Consider the following 17,775-nt stretch of genomic DNA (forward strand, 5'->3'; position numbering starts at 1 on the left):
CCGGCGAGTGCAGCGCCCTTGTAGCGTTTTGCTCCAATCTAGTTTAGAACCTGTCCCCTTCCGCCTAGGCCCTCACAGGCCGTCTCATACCAGGCTGACGGCGACGCCATGACGGCGTCCCCGTATCCGATACAGCTTCTAACGAAAAGCTCGCACTGATTTGCGAGCTGCCCCCGTTTTTCGATTTGCTCGCATGCTCGTGCATGCTGAATCCGACGACTTGGGTAATGCCGATTGGCGCCGACGCCTTATTAGACGTCTTCTTAGGATTCCCATGACTTCGAGCTTCGATTCCAGCCCGCTGAACGCCATTGCCGACGCCGCCCTTGGCCTGCACGACGATGCACCGGCAGCGCTGGCCCCAGTGGATGGCGCAGTTGCCGACTACGACGATGCATCGGCAGCGCTGGCCCCGGTGGATGGCGCAGTGGCCGACGCCCCGGCGCCGGCCGCGCCTTCGGGCCCCACCTTTGCCTCGCTCGGCCTGTCGCCCGAAATCGTTTCGGCGCTGACGGCAGCAGGCTACGCCGCCCCCACGCCCGTGCAGCAGCGCGCGATTCCGGCCGCCATCGCGGGCCGTGACCTGCTCGTCTCGAGCCCCACCGGCTCGGGCAAAACGGCAGCCTTCATGCTGCCTGCCATCGAGCGCTTCGCCCAAGTGCAAAAGACGCAGGCCGCGCAACCGCGCGAGCCGCGCGAGGCCGGCGGCGACCGCCGCCCGCGCCGCGGCCCGCCGGTCGCCCGCCCGGGCCTGCTCGTGCTGACGCCGACGCGCGAGCTCGCCATGCAAGTGACGACGGCCGCTTCGACCTACGGCAAGCATCTGCGCCGGCTGCGCACGGTCAGCATTCTCGGCGGCGTCGCATACGGCCAGCAATTGATGCTGCTCGCGAAGAACCCCGAGATCCTCGTGGCAACGCCGGGCCGTCTGCTCGATCACCTCGAGCGTGGCCGTATCGATCTGTCGCAACTGCAAATGCTCGTCCTCGACGAAGCGGACCGCATGCTCGACATGGGCTTCATCGACGATATCGAAACGATCGTCGCGGCCACGCCCGCGACGCGCCAGACGATGCTGTTCTCCGCCACGCTGGACGGCAAGATCGGCTCGCTGACGAATCGCCTGCTGAAGGACCCGGAGCGCATCGAAATCGCGCGTCAAATCGAATCGCGCTCGAACATCGCGCAGACGGTCCATTACGTCGACGACCGCGACCATAAGGATCGTTTGCTCGATCATCTGCTGCGTGACGAGGCGCTCGACCAAGCCATCGTATTCACCGCGACGAAGAGCGATGCCGATCAGTTGGCCGGCCGCCTCGCCGACGCAGGCTTCTCCTCGGCCGCGCTGCACGGCGACCTTCCGCAAGGCGCGCGCAACCGCACGGTTCGCGCGCTGCGCGAGCGCCGCGTGCGCGTGCTCGTCGCCACCGACGTCGCTGCGCGCGGCATCGACATCCCCGGCATCACGCACGTCTTCAACTACGATCTGCCGAAGTTTGCCGAAGACTACGTGCACCGCATCGGCCGCACGGGCCGTGCGGGCCGCTCGGGCATCGCCGTCAGCCTCGTCCATCACGCCGAGCAAGGCGCGCTGAAACGGATCGAGCGTTTCGTCCGCTCCCCGCTGCCCGTCAACGTCATCGAAGGCTTCGAGCCGCGCAAGGCACCGCCCCCCCGTAACGGCAACGGCCGGGGCCGTCCGGGCGGCGGTAACGGCGGCCGGCGCTTCGGCTCGAACAGCGCGCCGCGCGCCGCGGGCGAAGGCCGCAGCTTCGGCGGCGGCGGAGGCAACAACTTCGGCGGCCGCGGCTCGACGAACGGCTCGCGTGGCGGCTATGGCGCTCGCGACGGTCAAAGCCGCCGCAGCGACGGCCAGCGCGGCGCGCGTCGCAGCAACGGCTAAGCCTCGACGCTAAGCCTTTTCGACGCGAAAACGGCGTCGATCCAAGAACCGGTACTTGATGTACCGGTTTTTTTTCGTCCATTCGCCCCTATTTTCACGATGTGGAAAGGGCTTTTGCGTCGTAAAAATATGTGCTGCGTGGCACAACGAAACTCGTTGCGACATGGAAAACAGCATTTCTTATCGTGGAATACGTAAGATATGCATTTGATTTTTATATAAAAAATACATTCCAAAAACGTTCGATTGGCCCTATTCCCTCCGCTCCCATTTGCCTAGACTCTTATATAAGAGTTCGCACCCCAAACAGTGCGACAAGCGAGATTCCGTCCTTCTCTCTTTCAAGCACTAAGGAGCCACACCATGTCACGCCAACAGCAAGCACAGCAACTGCAGCAGCAATGGGAAACGGATCCGCGCTGGAAAGGCATCAAGCGCGGCTATACGGCCGAAGACGTGGTGCGCCTGCGCGGCTCGATTCAGCCCGAGCACACGCTCGCGAAGCGCGGCGCCGAGAAGCTGTGGGACCTCATGCGCAACGAGCCGTTCGTCAATGCGCTGGGCGCGCTGACGGGCAACCAGGCGATGCAGCAGGTCAAGGCTGGCCTGAAGGCGATCTATCTGTCGGGCTGGCAAGTGGCCGGCGATGCGAATGTGGCCGGCGAAATGTACCCGGACCAATCGCTCTACCCTGCCAATTCCGTGCCGCTCGTCGTGAAGCGCATCAACAATACGCTCACGCGCGCCGACCAAATCCAATGGTCCGAAGGCAAGAACCCCGGTGACGAAGGCTATGTCGACTTCTTCGCCCCGATCGTCGCCGATGCCGAAGCCGGTTTCGGTGGCGTGCTCAACGCGTTCGAGCTCATGAAGGCCATGATCGAAGCGGGCGCCGCGGGCGTGCACTTCGAAGATCAGCTGGCATCGGTCAAGAAGTGCGGCCACATGGGCGGCAAAGTGCTCGTGCCGACGCGCGAGAACGTCGCGAAGCTCACGGCGGCGCGACTTGCCGCCGACGTCTGCGGCGTGCCCACCGTGCTGGTCGCACGGACGGATGCCGAAGCGGCCGACCTCATCACATCCGACGTGGACGAGAACGATCGTCCGTTCTTGACGGGCGAGCGCACGGTGGAAGGCTTCTTCCGCACGAAGCCGGGCCTCGAACAAGCGGTCTCGCGCGGCCTCGCCTACGCGCCGTATGCCGACTTGATTTGGTGCGAGACGGGCAAGCCCGATCTCGAGTACGCGAAGAAGTTCGCCGAGGCGATCCACAAGCAATTCCCCGGCAAGATGCTCTCGTACAACTGCTCGCCCTCGTTCAACTGGAAGAAGAACCTCGATGATGCGACGATCGCGAAATTCCAGAAGGAATTGGGCGCGATGGGCTACAAGTTCCAGTTCATCACGCTGGCGGGTTTTCATGCGCTCAACTACTCGATGTTCAATCTCGCGCACGGCTATGCGCGCTCACAGATGAGCGCGTTCGTGGAGCTGCAGCAGGCCGAGTTCGCTGCCGCCGAAAAGGGCTTCACGGCCGTGAAGCATCAGCGCGAGGTGGGCACTGGCTACTTCGACGCCGTCACGCAAACGGTCGAGCGCGAAGCGTCGACGACGGCACTGCACGGTTCGACCGAAGACGAACAGTTCTTCGACACGAAGAAGGTCGCATAAACGACGGGACTCGCGTAAGGGGACCAAGGGGGAGGCGCGAGCCCCGCATGCTTCGGCATGCGGGGCTCGACGTTTCGTGCGACGAACGGACCGCTCGCGCTGAAATGAGGCACATCGGCGCCGAGCCGCTTAGCTCAGCGATAGACGATCACTGGGATTTTGGTATGCGTGAGGACGCGCTGCGTCTCGCTGCCGATCAGTAAGCTGCCGAGCCCACGGCGCCCATGCGAGGCCATGAAGATGACGTCGCAGCCGCTGCTCTCGGCGGCTTCGATGATGCCGAGGTAGGGCGACGGATGCACGCTGGTTTGACTCGCACACGCCACGCCGGCGCGGTGCGCGGCCGCTTCCACCTGCCCCAAGTGCTCGCGTGCCTCGCGCTCGCTGCGCTGCTGGAAATCGTCGGGCTGCTCGACGATGACTTCCGAAAACGGCGAATACGGATACTGCGGCAAGCAAGCGTAAGCGGTGATGCGGGCGCCGACCGAACGCGCGAGGTCGATCGCGCCGTCGATCGCCTTTTGAGACAGCTCGGAACCATCGGTCGGGACCAGGATGTGCTTGAACATGTGGCCTCCCTCGTTGACCGCGCCATGCGGCGCGAGCACGCTCACGTCGATTGTAGTGCCGCGTTGCTCGGCCCGCAGGCCCGCCTCGGGTGACTCCGCATATCGAAAACCCGCGCGCCTTGCCGGCTGCAGGCTACCGCACGTGGCTACCGGTCGTTATTGCCAGTAGCCGGGACGTTCATAAGTATGTTTGAGGAAATCGAGAAACAACCTCACGCGCAACGGCAGATGCCGTCGCTGCGGGAATACCGCGTGAATGCCGATCGGCGGCGCAGCGAACGCATCGAGCACCGTCACGAGCCGGCCCGCTGCGATGTCCTCCCCTGTCTCCCACGACGAGCGCCAGGCGAGACCGTGCCCGGCGAGGCACCATTCATGCAAGACGGCCCCATCCGAACATTCGAGCATGCCGCTCACCTTGATCGAGACGGTCTTGCCGTCTTGCGCGAACGTCCAGCCGCGCTGCTGATTGACGCCGGCGGCAAGCGCGAGGCAATTGTGATGCGCGAGGTCCGCCAGCGTCAGCGGCGTGCCCCGGCGCGCAAGGTAAGCCGGCGACGCCACGCAGACGCGACGGTTCTCGGCCAGGCGCAGGGAGACGAGCGACGAATCGGGCAGCTCGCCGAAGCGCACGGCGCAATCGAAGCCTTCGTTGACGAGATCGACCATGCGGTCCGACAGGTCGAGCGCGACCGACACTTCTGGATGGGCGGAGGCGAACGCGGGAATCAAGGGTGCGACATGCTTGCGGCCGAAGCCGGCCGGCGCCGATATGCGCACGTGCCCGCTCGCCTTCACGCCTCCCGCGGAAACGCTCGCTTCGGCGTTCTGCAAGTCGTGCACGATGCGCTGGCAGTCCTCCAGAAACGCGGAGCCTTCGAACGTCAAGGTCAGCTTGCGCGTGGTGCGCACGAGCAGCTTCACGCCGAGCCGCTCCTCCAATGCATCGAGCCGGCGGCCGATGACGGCCGGCGCGACGCCCTCGGCCTGCGCGGCGGCCGAAAGGCTGCCCTTGGCCACCACCGCCACGAAGGTTTCGATTTGCTTGAAGCGCGACATGATCGACAAGTCCTGCCCAGAACGACCGACACGGGCAAATTATGTATCAAAAAGTCAAAGATAAAGTGACCTCTGCTGCCTTTTTCGAACAAGCAAGTCACAAATAGAATATGTTCCTGACCTTTAGTACAGTTGAGCACAGGAGTGCCAGGCCATGACATCGTCCTCGCCGAGATCCTTTCCGAAAGCGGTGCTGTTCGACGCTTACGGCACGCTGTTCGACGTGCATTCGGTGGTGGCCGCAGCCGAGCAGTTGTTTCCTGGACGAGGCGATGCCCTCTCGCAGCTCTGGCGCCTGAAGCAGATCGAATATTCGCAGTTGCGCACGCTCGCCGATGTGAGCGGGTCCCACTACAAGCCATTCTGGGACGTGACGCTCGACGCGCTGCGCCATGCGGCGCGCCGTCTTGGATTGCCGCTCGATGCGGCCGGCGAGAAGCGTCTGATGGATCAATACGCATGCTTGTCCGCCTTTCCCGATGCGGCGCCGGCCTTGCGCGCATTGCGTGAACACGGCGCCACGCGAGCCGGCCACGCGCTTCGCCTCGGTATTTTGTCGAACGGCAATCCCGGCATGCTCGACATTGCGGTCAAGAGCGCCGGCATTGCCGATCTGTTCGATCACGTCCTGTCCGTGCACGCGGTCCGCGCCTACAAACCCGCGCCTTCGGCCTACGCGCTCGGCACGCGGGCGTTCGACGCGACGGCGCGAGAGATCGTCTTCGTGTCGTCGAACGGCTGGGACGTGGCAGGCGCCGGTTGGTTCGGCTACACGACGTTCTGGATCAATCGGGCGGGAGCGCCGCTCGAAGAGTTGGAAGCGAAACCGCGCGGCATCGGCACGAGCCTGGCAGACCTCGTTGCCTTCGTGAAAACGGCTGCGCCGATCGAAAAGGATTGACGCGCATGCGTTCGCCCGCCACAGCCCGGACGTGCGAGCACATCGCCTCTATCGTTGCCATTGCCATTGCTATTTGACCGACCAAAGGAGACTTTCCATGGCGAACACGCTGTCATTGCCCCAAGGCATGCAAATCACCGGTGCCATCGAGCCGGGCTTCGAGACGATCCTGACGCCCGAGGCGTTGACGCTCGTTGCCCATTTGCACCGCACGTTCGAAGCGCGACGCCGCGAGCTGCTGCAAGCGCGCGCGGAACGCACGCAACGGCTCGATGCCGGCGAGCGCCCCGATTTCCTCGCGCAGACGAAGGCCGTGCGCGAAGCCGACTGGAAGATCGCGCCGCTGCCGAACGATCTCGAATGCCGGCGAGTCGAAATCACGGGCCCGGTCGAGCGCAAGATGATCATCAACGCGCTGAATTCGGGCGCGGACTCCTACATGACGGACTTCGAGGATTCGAACACGCCCAACTGGCATAACCAGATCACGGGCCAATTGAATCTGAAGGAAGCCGTGCGCCGCACGATCTCGCTCGAGCAAAACGGCAAGACGTACAAGCTCAACGAAAAAATCGCGACGCTGCTCGTGCGCCCGCGCGGCTGGCATCTCGATGAAAAGCACGTGACCGTGGACGGCCAACGCGTTTCCGGCGGCATCTTCGACTTCGCGCTGTTCCTGTTCCACAACGCGAAAGAGCTCATCGCGCGCGGCAGCGGCCCCTACTTCTATCTGCCGAAGATGGAGAGCCATCTCGAAGCGCGCCTGTGGAACGACATCTTCGTGGCGGCCCAAGAAGCCATCGGCCTGCCGCGCGGGACGATTCGCGCGACGGTGCTGATCGAGACGATCCTCGCGGCGTTCGAGATGGACGAGATCCTGTACGAGCTGCGCGAGCATAGCGCCGGCCTCAATGCCGGCCGCTGGGACTACATCTTCTCGGCCATCAAGAAATTCAAGAACGACAAGGACTTCTGCCTCGCCGATCGCGCCCAGATCACGATGACGGTGCCGTTCATGCGCGCTTACGCGCTCCACTTGCTCAAGACCTGCCATCGGCGCAACGCACCGGCGATCGGCGGCATGAGCGCGCTGATTCCGATCAAGAGCGATGCCGCCGCGAACGAAAAGGCGATGGGCGGCGTCCGTGCCGACAAGAAGCGCGATGCGACGGACGGTTACGACGGCGGCTGGGTGGCCCACCCTGGCCTTGTGCCGGTGGCGATGGAAGAGTTCGTGGCCGTACTCGGCGACAAGCCCAATCAGATCGCCAAACAGCGCGACGATGTGCAGGTCACGGCCAAGGATCTGCTCGACTTCCGGCCGGAAGCGCCCATCACCGAAGCCGGCTTGCGCAACAACATCAACGTCGGTATCCACTACCTCGGTTCGTGGCTCGCCGGCAACGGCTGCGTGCCGATCCACAACCTCATGGAAGACGCCGCGACAGCGGAGATCTCGCGCTCGCAAGTGTGGCAGTGGCTGCGCTCGCCGAAGGGCAAGCTCGAAGACGGCCGCAAGGTGACGGTGGAACTCGTGCGCGCACTGATTGCCGAAGAGTTGCCGAAGATCAAGGAGTCGGTCGGCGGCAATACGCAATCTTATGATCGCGCTGCCACGATTTTCGAAAAAATGTCGACGTCGGAAACGTTCACGGATTTCCTGACGCTGCCGCTTTACGAGGAAGTCTAAGCAGCCGTAAAAAACGGCGGACGGGCGTAAAGGCCTGACCGCCGTTTGCCGCGTCTATGACCCAAGCATCGCCCATGCATCGTCTACGCATTGCTCACCATCGCCGTGGCGCAATACACGCGCGGCATGGCGCGGCGGCGCTTGCCGAATCGAATGCGGATGGGTGAGCGCTCGGTCAGCGCCCGTACTTGAGCATGCCGATCGAGTCGCGCGCGAGGCGATAGCTGATCCAATCGCCGGCCTCGATGCGGCCTCGCCCGCCGATCGACGGCTCGTCCACCGGGTAGAAGAAGCACGGCAGATCTCGCCCCGCAACGGTAACGACGAGCTCGCGCGATTTGAACAGGGTGTCGATCCCCGGCTTCACGCCTTCGATGTCATCGAGCACCGGCACGAGCGCTTCGTCGATCTCGTAGACGTCGCCGCGTACCGGTCCCGCCGTCTCATCCGGCACGAGCCCCGGATAATCCCCGAAGTCGTACAATCTTCCTGCAACCGCTGCCCGCCCGATCAGTTGCGGCGCCTGGATGCCGTGGCGCGCCGCCGCTACCCCGATGTCGTTGATCTCACCGGCCCGCAGCGTGCCATAAACGAATACCTGTCGCATGTGCCCTCGTCCTTTGTTGTGGGGTTTTCACATCGCCGGTTGTACGGTTCGATTCGATGCTTTGGACTTCGCCGGCGAACGTGGGGAGCCGAGCCGGCGCGGTGGTTGACGTAGCCCCGCTCAGTCTCGGACAGCCATTATGCACGGCGAATAAAACCGGCGCACATACAATACGCGTCACCGCCCCGTCCCCATGCGCGTCTGCTTTCAATTCACCAACGGCCCTTCGCCTTGAGCTCGAACGATCCTATCGCGCCGGCGGCAACCGCCCGCGTGCACCTGCTCGATATCCCGCCCTCGGTCGCGCCGACGCCGGCTCATCCGATCCGCGTGCGCGCGCGGCCGATGCCGGCCGGCGAACGGATCGCGATGCACATCCACGCATGGGCCCAGTTGGCCTACGCCTCGCGTGGCGTCATGCGCCTCGCGATCGAAGGCAGCACATGGATGGTTCCGCCCTCGCGGGCGATCTGGGTGCCGCCGCGCGTACCGCACGAAGTCGCGATCGTCGAAGAAGCGTATCTGCGCACGCTCTATATCGACGAATCGGTCGTGCCGGCCGGGCTCGACGCCTGCCGCGTCGTCGACGTGTCGGGGTTGCTGCGAGAAGTCATCGCCGCACTGGCCGCGAACGGGCTGGACCCGGCTCGCGAGCGCCTGCTCGGAACGCTCGCGCTCGACGAAATCACGCGCTCCGAGCCGTTGCCTCTATCGGTGCCGATGCCGACCGAGAAGCGGCTGCGCGCGCTATGCGAAGCGCTGCTGGCCGATCCCGGCAACACCGATCCGCTCGAGTATTGGGCAGCGAGCGTCGGCGCGAGCACGCGCACGATCGCGAGGCTGTTTCGGCAAGAACTCGGCATGAGTTTCTCGCAATGGCGTCAGCAAGCCGTGCTGGCGCGCGCGATCCCGCTATTGAACCGCGGGCGTGCGCTATCGCAAATCGCACATGAGCTCGGCTACCAGAGCCAGAGCGCGTTTTCCGCGATGTTTCGGCGTGCGTTCGGCGAGAGCCCGCGCGCCTTCATGATGCGCGACGGCGAAGCCGCGCCCGAGCGCGCGGCATCAGACGACGACGAGGACGACGAGGACGATTTCGGCGGCGTCAAGCCGCCATCCCCAGACCGATGACGGGCTGCGGCGGCGGTGTGCGCACGCTCAGACGCGCCGCGTCATATGGCGGATCGCGCCCAGTTGGGCGAACCGCGGCCCGGCCACGCGGTAACCCATTCGCAGGTACAGACGCGCGGCCGGATTGTCGATGAACACCCGCAATTGCAACTCGCGCAGCCCGCGCTCGTGGGCCCATCGATGCGACGTCTCGAGCAAGAACGTCCCCGCACCTTGGCCGCGATGGCCCGCCGCAATTTGGATGTCGCGGATATGCAGCGAATCGCCCTCTTCGGTCAGTCGCAGCAGGCCGACCGGCTCATTGTCGATTTCGAGAATGAAGTTCTCGGATTCCTGATAGCTGGCGAAAAAGAGATCGGCCCGCCAGGCCAACCGGTGCCGCTCGTAGTAGCGGCCCATGTTGGTGCGCGTGAGCATTTCGGCAAACTCGAAATCGCTCATCGACGCTTCGCGAAGGTGAAACGGCGATGGCGCGTAGGGCAAAGGCGCGTCGGTCGGATCGAACATCGTAGCCGGGACGTAGGAAACCGTGACCACAGTACGGCAGCCTCGGGCGACTTGCAATGGCGGATTGTCCCGCCTCGCACGAAGACTCGGCTCAGCCACGGGGCGAGCAGATCGATTGTTCCGTTTCGAGCATGCAAGAAAAAAGCCCGTTCGAATCATGCTCGAACGGGCTTCTTATTTGGCGGAGTGGACGGGACTCGAACCCGCGACCCCCGGCGTGACAGGCCGGTATTCTAACCGACTGAACTACCACTCCAGTCTTGCATCTTGGCGCGCGAACGTCGGTTGTTTCCGCGAACCGCAGTGCTTCATAGCCGAAGCACCGCCGATGTTTTGGCGTCCCCTAGGGGATTCGAACCCCTGTACTCACCGTGAAAGGGTGATGTCCTAGGCCTCTAGACGAAGGGGACAACAGAACCTGCTCATACTGCTCGATGTACTGCTTACACTTTATTGAAAAAGCCCGTTCAAGCAAACCTGAACGGGCTTTGTCTGGCGGAGTGGACGGGACTCGAACCCGCGACCCCCGGCGTGACAGGCCGGTATTCTAACCGACTGAACTACCACTCCTTGATTGCCCATCATACCCGCGAACGTCGGTCTCGTTTCGCAAGCTGCGAGCCTCATCTTCGATGAAGCGCCGCGATTTTTGGCGTCCCCTAGGGGATTCGAACCCCTGTACTCACCGTGAAAGGGTGATGTCCTAGGCCTCTAGACGAAGGGGACAAAATCTTTTCACTACCTGCTGGCACACTGTGTTTTCGCGCTCAACTTTCGTCAACAGCGAAGAACGCTATTCTAACTCGTCGATCGGCGTTTGTGAAGTTTTTTCTTTCCATCATTGCGCTTCGAAAGCACTTCACCACCCTTCGACGAGCGAATCGCGCAATATCTAACTAACGCGACTCTTCGAACAGCAGAGCCTCGCATTATACGCATAGGTCTCTTACTAGCGCAAGCGCTTTGAGAGTGGCGCGCAGGCCATCACTCAGCCGCGCTCGAACGATGGCCGAGCTTCGCGGAAATCGCCCGTCCGGCCGCCGTCAGCAGCGCCACGTAATGCGCTTTCGTATCGGCCCCGCAACGCATCGTCGGAAACGAAATCGACAAGCCCGCGATCACTCGATCGAAACGGTCGAAGATGGGCACGGCGAGGCACAGCAGACCGTCCTCTTGCTCCTCGTTGTCTTCGCCGTACCCCTGCTGCCGCACGCGTGGAAGGATGCTCATCACCGCGTCCGCGGACGAAAGCGTCTTCGCCGTCGATTTCCTGAACGTGACGCCGGCGAGCACCGCGCGCGCTTCCTCGGGCGGCATCCACGCGAGCAGCACTTTGCCGATCGCGGTGCTGTAGAGCGGATTGCGCCGGCCGATCCGCGACTGCATGCGCAGCCCGTAGTCGGCGTCGATCTTGTGGACATAGATGATCGCGTCTTCATCGAATGCGCCGAGGTGCACGGCTTCACGCGTCAGTTGCGCGATGCGGCGCATCTCGAGATCGGCCTCGCGCACGAGATCGACGCTCTCCAGCGCGTGGCTCCCGAGCTCGAACAGCCTGATGGTCAGCCGATAACGATCCGTCTCGCCTTCCTGCGCGACATAGCCGAGCGCCTTGAGCGTCTGCAAGAAGCGATGCACCGTCGTCTTCGACATGCCGATCTGCTGCGACAATTCGCTGATCCCGATCTCGCGGCGATCGCCGAGCGCTGCAAGGATCGCGAAGACGCGCCCGACGGCAGCGACGGAATCGCCCTTCTCGCCGGCGCCGGCCGGCGATGGATCGGCCGGCGGCTCCCTATGCGCATGATCGCGTTTGCGCGGCCTGGGTGTTGCTGTCATTTCCGTGAATCCGTGAGAGGCGAACCGCGCAAGCATAGCGCGTCCCCCGCACCGCAGGGTCAACGCGCGAGCCACCCGCCATCGACCGCAAGCGTGTGCCCATGCACGTAGTCGGACGCGCGCGAGGCGAGGAACACGACGGCGCCAGCGAGGTCCTCGGGCACGCCCCACCGGCCGGCCGGAATGCGCTTGACGATTTCGCCGCTGCGCTGCGTGTCCTCGCGCAAGGGCGCGGTGTTGTCGGTCTCCATGTAGCCGGGCGCGATCGCATTGACGTTGATGTCGCGTCCAGCCCATTCGTTCGCCAGCAGGCGCGTGAGACCGAGCACGCCGCTCTTCGACGCCGTATACGACGGCACGCGAATGCCGCCCTGGAACGAGAGCATCGACGCCACGTTCACGATCTTGCCGCCGCTCCCTTGCCCCAGCATCTGCCGCGCGACGGCCTGAGACAGGAAGAACACGCTCTTCAGATTCACGTCGATGACGGCGTCCCAGTCGGCCTCCGTGAAATCGAGCGCATCGCAGCGGCGGATCAAGCCTGCGTTGTTGACGAGAATGTCGACGCGGCCGAACGCCTCGACGGCGCCGGTGACAAGACGCTCGATCGGCTCGAGCGTCGATAAATCCGCGCGTACGTCGACGAACCGCCGCCCGGCTGCTTCGACGCGGGCCGACGTCGCGGCTGCCTCCGAGCGGTTGCCGCCGACGATGTCGCAGCCGGCCGCCGCGAGCGCAATGGCCATCGCCGCACCGAGCCCGGTGTTGCAGCCCGTGACGATCGCCACCTTGCCGGTCAGATCGAATAGGCCGGCCAACGCCGAACGCGGATGGGCGGAAGAAAGATCGGGGTTGTCGCGCTTCATGGCGTCAGCGCAAGTTGGCGACGGCGACGTGATCCATGTCCTTGAACACCTGGTTCTCGCCGACCATCCCCCAGATGAACGTGTAAGCCTTCGTGCCGACACCGGAATGGATGGACCAGCTCGGCGAAATGACGGCCTGCTCGTTGCGCACGACAAGGTGGCGCGTCTCGCGCGGCTCGCCGAGCAGATGGAACACGGCCGCATCGCCGGGAAGGCCGAAGTAGAAATAGACCTCCATGCGGCGTTCGTGCGTGTGGCACGGCATCGTATTCCACACGCTGCCCGGTTCGAGCTTCGTCATCCCCATCGATAGCTGGCACGTCGGCAGCACGTCGGGCACGATGAACTTGTAGATCGTGCGGCGGTTGCTCGTGGAAGCATCCCCGAGCGTTTCGGGCGACGCCTGCGCGAGCGTGACGGTGCGCGTCGGATACGCTGCATGCGCGGGCGCGCAGTTCAGATAGAACTTCGCCGGATGCGCGACGTCGTCGCTACCGAACACGATGCCCTGCCCGCCTTGGCCGATATAGATCGCCTCCTCGGTCCCCACCGCATATCGCTGCCCGTCGACTTCGACCCAGCCGGCTCCCCCGATGTTGATCGCGCCCAGTTCGCGCCGTTCGAGCAGATGGCTCACGCCCATCGCGGCACCGAGCGATGCGGGCACTTCGACCGCGCGCGTCGCCGGCCATGCGCCGCCTACGATGATGCGATCGATATGGCTATAGGTGAGCGACAACGCGTCCTGCTCGAACACGTTTTCCACGAGGAAATGGCGGCGCAAGCCGTCCGTGTCGAGCGTTTTCGCGTGCTCGCTGTGTATGCCTTGCCGCACCTGCATGCTGGTTCTCCCTGCGAGCGACATCAACGCTCGACGATGGTGCCGCCGGCCCTGCGCCTGCGTTCCTGGCGGCTATAAGCCCACTATTTGGAATAGCAGTCCGGATTTGAATTCAACGCCCTATCTTTTGGAAACGTACATTCCCCGCCATGACTCGTGCCAGCACGGGTTTACGCCTACATCACAATTTCAATAAATCGGAACGATGTTCCAATTTTAGTGACTATAATCGATCGGCAGTCGTCATTCAACAACGGGACGCCTAGACGTCCACGGAGGAGACGTGAAGCTGAAACAGGCTATCGACCGCATTCCTGGCGGGCTGATGTTGGTTCCCATGCTGCTCGGCGCATGCGTGCATACATTCGCGCCCCACGCCGGGAAGTACTTCGGCTCGTTCACCAACGGCCTGATCGCGGGCACGGTGCCGATCCTCGCGGTGTGGTTCTTCTGCATGGGCGCGACGATCAACCTGCGCGCGACGGGCACGGTGCTGCGCAAATCGGGCACGCTCGTTCTCACCAAATTCGTGGTCGCATGGGTCGCCACGGTGATCGCCGCGCAGTTCATCCCTGGCGACGGCATCAAGACGGGGCTCTTCGCGGGCCTATCGGTGCTCGCGATCACGGCATCGATGGACATGACCAACGGCGGCCTTTATGCGGCCGTCATGCAGCAATATGGCACGAAAGAGGAAGCGGGGGCGTTCGTGCTGATGTCGATCGAATCGGGGCCGCTCGTCAGCATGCTGATCCTCGGCGCGGCGGGTGTCGCCGTTTTCGAGTTCCGGCTCTTCGTCGGCGCCGTATTGCCGTTCGTCATCGGCTTCGCGCTCGGCAACCTCGATTCGGATTTGCGCGAACTGTTCGGGCGCTGCGTGCATCCGCTGATCCCATTCTTCGGCTTCGCGCTCGGCAACGGCATCGATCTGAACGTCATAGCAAGGAGCGGCCTGCCGGGCCTCGCGCTCGGCCTGGCCGTCATCGTCGTCACGGGTGTGCCGCTGATATTCGCGGACAAGATCCTAGGCGGCGGCAATGGGGCGGCTGGGCTCGCCGCGTCGTCCACGGCCGGCGCGGCCGTCGCGAATCCGGCGATCATCGGCGAGATGATTCCGAAGTTCAAGCCGATGGTGCCGGCCGCTACCGCGATCGTCGCGACCGCGTGCCTCGTCACGGCGATTCTCGTGCCAATTCTCACGGCGATGTGGGCACGGCGGGCAACGCGCACGACGGGCGACGCGCTGCTGACGGTGAGCGCGGGTTCTCTGGATTTGGAGTGAGTGATGCAGGGCAAGGCGTTGGACCGCTTGCTCACGCCCCTCGCCCCGCCATATCGATCAATCGCTCGAAGTCGAGAATTCGCACTTCCTTTCCCTGAATGCGAATGAGCCCCTGTGCCCGAAAGCGCGATAGCGTGCGGCTCACGGTCTCGAGCTTGAGGCCGAGCATGCTGCCCACTTCCTCTCGCGTCATGCGCAAGGTGAATGCGCTCGGCGAATAAGAGCGCGCTCGCCACCGACGCGAAAGATCGAGCAGGAATGCGGCGACCCTCTCCTCTGCGCTCATCGAGCCGAGCAGTATTCTCGAATTCGTTTCGCGCACGAGCTGCGCGCTCAGCATGCGAAAGACATGGTGCTGCACCGCCTTGACTTCGCGGCTCAGCAATTCGAGCAAATTGAACGGCATGACGCAGACGCTGCTGTCTTCGAGCGCGACGACGTCGCTCGCGTATTGAGCGGCGGCTATGCCATCGGCCCCCAGCGATTCCCCGGAAACGTAAAAGCCCGTCACTTGCTCGCGCCCATCGGCCAGCAACGTCACCTTCTTGAACGAACCCGTGCGCACCGCATACAGGTTGGCAAACGCGTCGCCGACGCGAAAGAGCGCCTCGCCCTTCTTGACCGGGCGATAGCCGAGCACGAGATCTTCCATCTGCTGCGAACACGCGAGCTCGTCGGGATTCACCGTGCATACCGGGCGCAGCGAACACGTCTTGCAGGCCGATGAAGCCGTGCCTTCCGTGGATCGTGGACTCGGCGCCGTCACATCGCGCACGGCGATGGACGTGAGTCGCGCGTTGGCCGCATCGCGCTTGCCGGCCCGTTCGCTGATGTCCAACATTCGAATCTCCCCGTTTCTTCGACAAATATTCGATAGCCAGTAGCTTCTTGCGTCCCGGCGGCTTTGTCACGCGCCGACGGCGCGGCGAACGGTCGCATGGCACCGATGCAACATGGGGCGCGATCCTCGAAATCCCTGATCCACGTCAAGTTCGCTTGCACGCGCCTCTGCTCCAATCGGGTGGTTTTGGCGATCCGCACCGCGGCAGGCTGCCAGCCGATGCTGAAAGCCGCGGGCGCGCCGCATATCGTTCGTGTCCCCGGAGACGATGTCGTGATGCAGAAAAGAACCATCGCTGCCGTGGCGCTCACAGCCCTCGCCTGTGCAGCCGCTCACGCGCAGGAATCGCGCGGCGAACGCGCGCCCGACACGATGCGCTCTCGCGTGCTCGCTTGCGCCGCGTGCCACGGCGCCCAAGGCCAAGGCACGGACAACGACTACTTCCCGCGCTTGGCGGGCAAGCCTGCCGGCTATCTGTACAACCAGCTCGTCGCGTTTCGCGACGGCCGGCGCCAGTATCCGCCGATGAACTACCTGCTCGCTTACTTGCCCGACGCCTACTTGCATCGGATCGCCGCTTATTTCGCGAGCCAACGGCCGCCTTACCCGCCGGCTCTGACGGCGGCAGTCCCGGCCCCGTTGCTGGCGCGCGGCGAGCAACTCGCGAAGTCGGGCGATCCCGGCAAGCAGATTCCCGCTTGCGCGGCGTGTCACGGCGCGGCCCTCACGGGCATGGAACCGGCCGTCCCAGGTCTGCTCGGCCTACACGCCGAGTACATCAGCGCGCAGTTGGGCGCATGGCGCTACGGCACGCGCAAGTCCTACGCGCCCGATTGCATGCACGAGATCGCTTCGCGTTTGACGAACGACGACATCACGGCCGTCGCCGCATGGCTCGCGGCGTCGCCCGGTCCGGCCAATCCCGCCTTCGCCCCGGCGGACAGCCTGAAGATGCCGCTGCGCTGCGGCAGCGAACCGCAATGACGGAGTCTTTCGTGCCAGCCATCTTTTTTCTTTTGCTCAGATTCGCTCGACACGCGCGCGCGAGTGCGGGCATCGCGCTTGCCGCCGCGAGCGCGCTCGCATTCGCACAAACATCAGTGCGGCCCGCCGCAGACGTCCTCAAACAAGGTGAGTACCTCGCGCGTGCCGGCGACTGCATTGCCTGTCACACGCAACCCGGCGATAAGCTGTTCGCCGGCGGCCGTGCCATGCCGACGCCGTTCGGCACGCTGTACTCGCCCAACATCACGCCAGACGAAGCGACGGGCATCGGCCAATGGACGGCCGACGAGTTCTATCGAATGATGCATACGGGGCGCTCGCGCGACGGATCGCTGCTGTACCCCGCAATGCCGTTCGGTGCCTATACGAAAATCACGCGTGCCGATTCCGATGCGATCTTCGCCTACCTGCGCTCGGTGCCGGCCATTCATCAGCCAAACCGGCCGCACGAGTTGCGCTTCCCGTACAACAACCGGGAATTGCTGCTCGGCTGGCGCACGCTGTACTTCCGCGAAGGCGTCTATCAAGCCGAACCGACGCGGTCGGTCGAGTGGAATCGAGGTGCCTATCTCGTCCAAGGCCTCGGCCACTGCTCGATGTGCCATACGGCGATCAACGCGCTCGGCGGCAGTTCGGAGTCCAAAGCATTCGAGGGCGGCCTCATCCCGATGCAGGATTGGTACGCGCCTTCGCTGACCTCGAACAAGGAAGCCGGCCTCGGCGACTGGAGCATCGGCGACATCGCGGACCTGTTGCAAAAAGGTGTGTCCAACCGCGGGGCGGTGTACGGACCCATGGCCGAAGTCGTCTATGACAGTTTGCAATATCTGTCCGACGACGACGTGCGCGCAATGGCGATTTACCTGAAGTCGCTGCCGCGGCACGGTACCGAAACTCGAGCTTCGAACAACGACCTATCGGGCGAAGCGCGCGACTTGCTCTCGCGGCTCGGCTCCAAGATCTACGACGCGCAATGCGCGACTTGCCACGGCAAACACGGCGAAGGCAAGCTGCCGGACTTTCCGCCGCTCGCGAACAATCAGTCGATCCAGATGACCTC

At 63.8% G+C, this 17,775-nt stretch carries 16 protein-coding genes and 4 tRNA genes; 8 read left to right on the forward strand and 12 right to left on the reverse strand.

The features are described 5' to 3' along the window. The first annotated feature begins 274 nt into the window (after positions 1–274). Together ACTHNZ_RS22185 and aceA are read left to right on the forward strand one after the other, a co-directional pair. Complete coding sequence (locus ACTHNZ_RS22185) at positions 275–1,906, forward strand: DEAD/DEAH box helicase (RefSeq protein WP_440544740.1); 1,632 nt, start codon at positions 275–277, stop codon at positions 1,904–1,906. Positions 1,907–2,269: 363 nt separating this feature from the next. After that, positions 2,270–3,577: an isocitrate lyase gene (aceA, locus tag ACTHNZ_RS22190; RefSeq protein WP_440544741.1), complete on the forward strand. Its 1,308-nt coding sequence runs from the start codon at positions 2,270–2,272 to the stop codon at positions 3,575–3,577. A 134-nt stretch (positions 3,578–3,711) separates the two neighbouring features. On the opposite strand, the gene ACTHNZ_RS22195 is transcribed toward aceA, so the two are convergent. Together ACTHNZ_RS22195 and ACTHNZ_RS22200 are read right to left on the reverse strand one after the other, a co-directional pair. Continuing rightward, on the reverse strand, positions 3,712–4,146 hold the full coding sequence (locus tag ACTHNZ_RS22195) for a universal stress protein (protein WP_440544742.1): 435 nt from the start codon (positions 4,144–4,146) through the stop codon (positions 3,712–3,714). Between the two features lie 156 nt (positions 4,147–4,302). Then, positions 4,303–5,205, reverse strand: coding sequence for a LysR family transcriptional regulator (locus ACTHNZ_RS22200; RefSeq protein WP_440544743.1), 903 nt, complete (start codon positions 5,203–5,205; stop codon positions 4,303–4,305). Positions 5,206–5,359: 154 nt separating this feature from the next. Between ACTHNZ_RS22200 and ACTHNZ_RS22205 the strand changes: the two genes are divergently transcribed. Both ACTHNZ_RS22205 and aceB read left to right on the forward strand, forming a co-directional pair. Beyond that, a complete protein-coding gene (locus ACTHNZ_RS22205) occupies positions 5,360–6,106 on the forward strand; it encodes a haloacid dehalogenase type II (RefSeq protein ID WP_440544744.1) in 747 nt (248 codons plus the stop codon). 97 nt (positions 6,107–6,203) lie between these two features. Then, positions 6,204–7,796: a malate synthase A gene (gene aceB / locus ACTHNZ_RS22210; RefSeq protein WP_440544745.1), complete on the forward strand. Its 1,593-nt coding sequence runs from the start codon at positions 6,204–6,206 to the stop codon at positions 7,794–7,796. Positions 7,797–7,971: 175 nt separating this feature from the next. Here the strand turns inward: aceB and ACTHNZ_RS22215 are convergent, their stop codons facing one another. Further along, on the reverse strand, positions 7,972–8,403 hold the full coding sequence (locus tag ACTHNZ_RS22215; RefSeq protein ID WP_440544746.1) for a gamma-glutamylcyclotransferase family protein: 432 nt from the start codon (positions 8,401–8,403) through the stop codon (positions 7,972–7,974). Positions 8,404–8,634: 231 nt separating this feature from the next. Between ACTHNZ_RS22215 and ACTHNZ_RS22220 the strand changes: the two genes are divergently transcribed. Beyond that, positions 8,635–9,534, forward strand: a complete 900-nt coding sequence (locus ACTHNZ_RS22220; RefSeq protein WP_440544747.1) for an AraC family transcriptional regulator — start codon at positions 8,635–8,637, stop codon at positions 9,532–9,534. Positions 9,535–9,561: 27 nt separating this feature from the next. On the opposite strand, the gene ACTHNZ_RS22225 is transcribed toward ACTHNZ_RS22220, so the two are convergent. From ACTHNZ_RS22225 to kduI, 8 genes are all read right to left on the reverse strand, one after another. After that, positions 9,562–10,041, reverse strand: coding sequence for a GNAT family N-acetyltransferase (locus ACTHNZ_RS22225; RefSeq protein WP_440544748.1), 480 nt, complete (start codon positions 10,039–10,041; stop codon positions 9,562–9,564). Between the two features lie 179 nt (positions 10,042–10,220). Beyond that, positions 10,221–10,297: transfer RNA gene (locus tag ACTHNZ_RS22230), tRNA-Asp, on the reverse strand. 78 nt (positions 10,298–10,375) lie between these two features. Beyond that, positions 10,376–10,451 (reverse strand) — tRNA-Glu (locus ACTHNZ_RS22235). 83 nt (positions 10,452–10,534) lie between these two features. After that, positions 10,535–10,611 (reverse strand) — tRNA-Asp (locus tag ACTHNZ_RS22240). Between the two features lie 80 nt (positions 10,612–10,691). After that, positions 10,692–10,767: transfer RNA gene (locus tag ACTHNZ_RS22245), tRNA-Glu, on the reverse strand. Between the two features lie 258 nt (positions 10,768–11,025). Continuing rightward, positions 11,026–11,880, reverse strand: a complete 855-nt coding sequence (kdgR, locus tag ACTHNZ_RS22250) for a DNA-binding transcriptional regulator KdgR (RefSeq protein WP_440544749.1) — start codon at positions 11,878–11,880, stop codon at positions 11,026–11,028. 59 nt (positions 11,881–11,939) lie between these two features. After that, complete coding sequence (kduD, locus tag ACTHNZ_RS22255; protein ID WP_440544750.1) at positions 11,940–12,746, reverse strand: 2-dehydro-3-deoxy-D-gluconate 5-dehydrogenase KduD; 807 nt, start codon at positions 12,744–12,746, stop codon at positions 11,940–11,942. A gap of 4 nt (positions 12,747–12,750) precedes the next feature. Further along, complete coding sequence (kduI, locus tag ACTHNZ_RS22260; protein WP_440544751.1) at positions 12,751–13,587, reverse strand: 5-dehydro-4-deoxy-D-glucuronate isomerase; 837 nt, start codon at positions 13,585–13,587, stop codon at positions 12,751–12,753. 283 nt (positions 13,588–13,870) lie between these two features. Here kduI and kdgT point away from each other — a divergent pair, with 283 nt between their 5' ends. After that, complete coding sequence (gene kdgT, locus ACTHNZ_RS22265) at positions 13,871–14,869, forward strand: 2-keto-3-deoxygluconate transporter (protein ID WP_440544752.1); 999 nt, start codon at positions 13,871–13,873, stop codon at positions 14,867–14,869. A gap of 31 nt (positions 14,870–14,900) precedes the next feature. Here the strand turns inward: kdgT and ACTHNZ_RS22270 are convergent, their stop codons facing one another. Then, entirely contained in the window at positions 14,901–15,710 is an 810-nt protein-coding gene (locus ACTHNZ_RS22270) for a helix-turn-helix domain-containing protein (protein WP_440544753.1), read from the reverse strand. Positions 15,711–15,986: 276 nt separating this feature from the next. Between ACTHNZ_RS22270 and ACTHNZ_RS22275 the strand changes: the two genes are divergently transcribed. Together ACTHNZ_RS22275 and ACTHNZ_RS22280 are read left to right on the forward strand one after the other, a co-directional pair. Further along, positions 15,987–16,694, forward strand: a complete 708-nt coding sequence (locus tag ACTHNZ_RS22275; protein WP_440544754.1) for a c-type cytochrome — start codon at positions 15,987–15,989, stop codon at positions 16,692–16,694. Beyond that, positions 16,691–17,775, forward strand: a 1,085-nt coding sequence (locus ACTHNZ_RS22280; protein ID WP_440544755.1) for a c-type cytochrome, incomplete at its 3' end; no start/stop codon positions are given. The genes ACTHNZ_RS22275 and ACTHNZ_RS22280, both read left to right, overlap by 4 nt.

The organism is Trinickia sp. (genome assembly GCF_051953955.1).
Taxonomy (GTDB): Bacteria; Pseudomonadota; Gammaproteobacteria; order Burkholderiales; family Burkholderiaceae; genus Trinickia.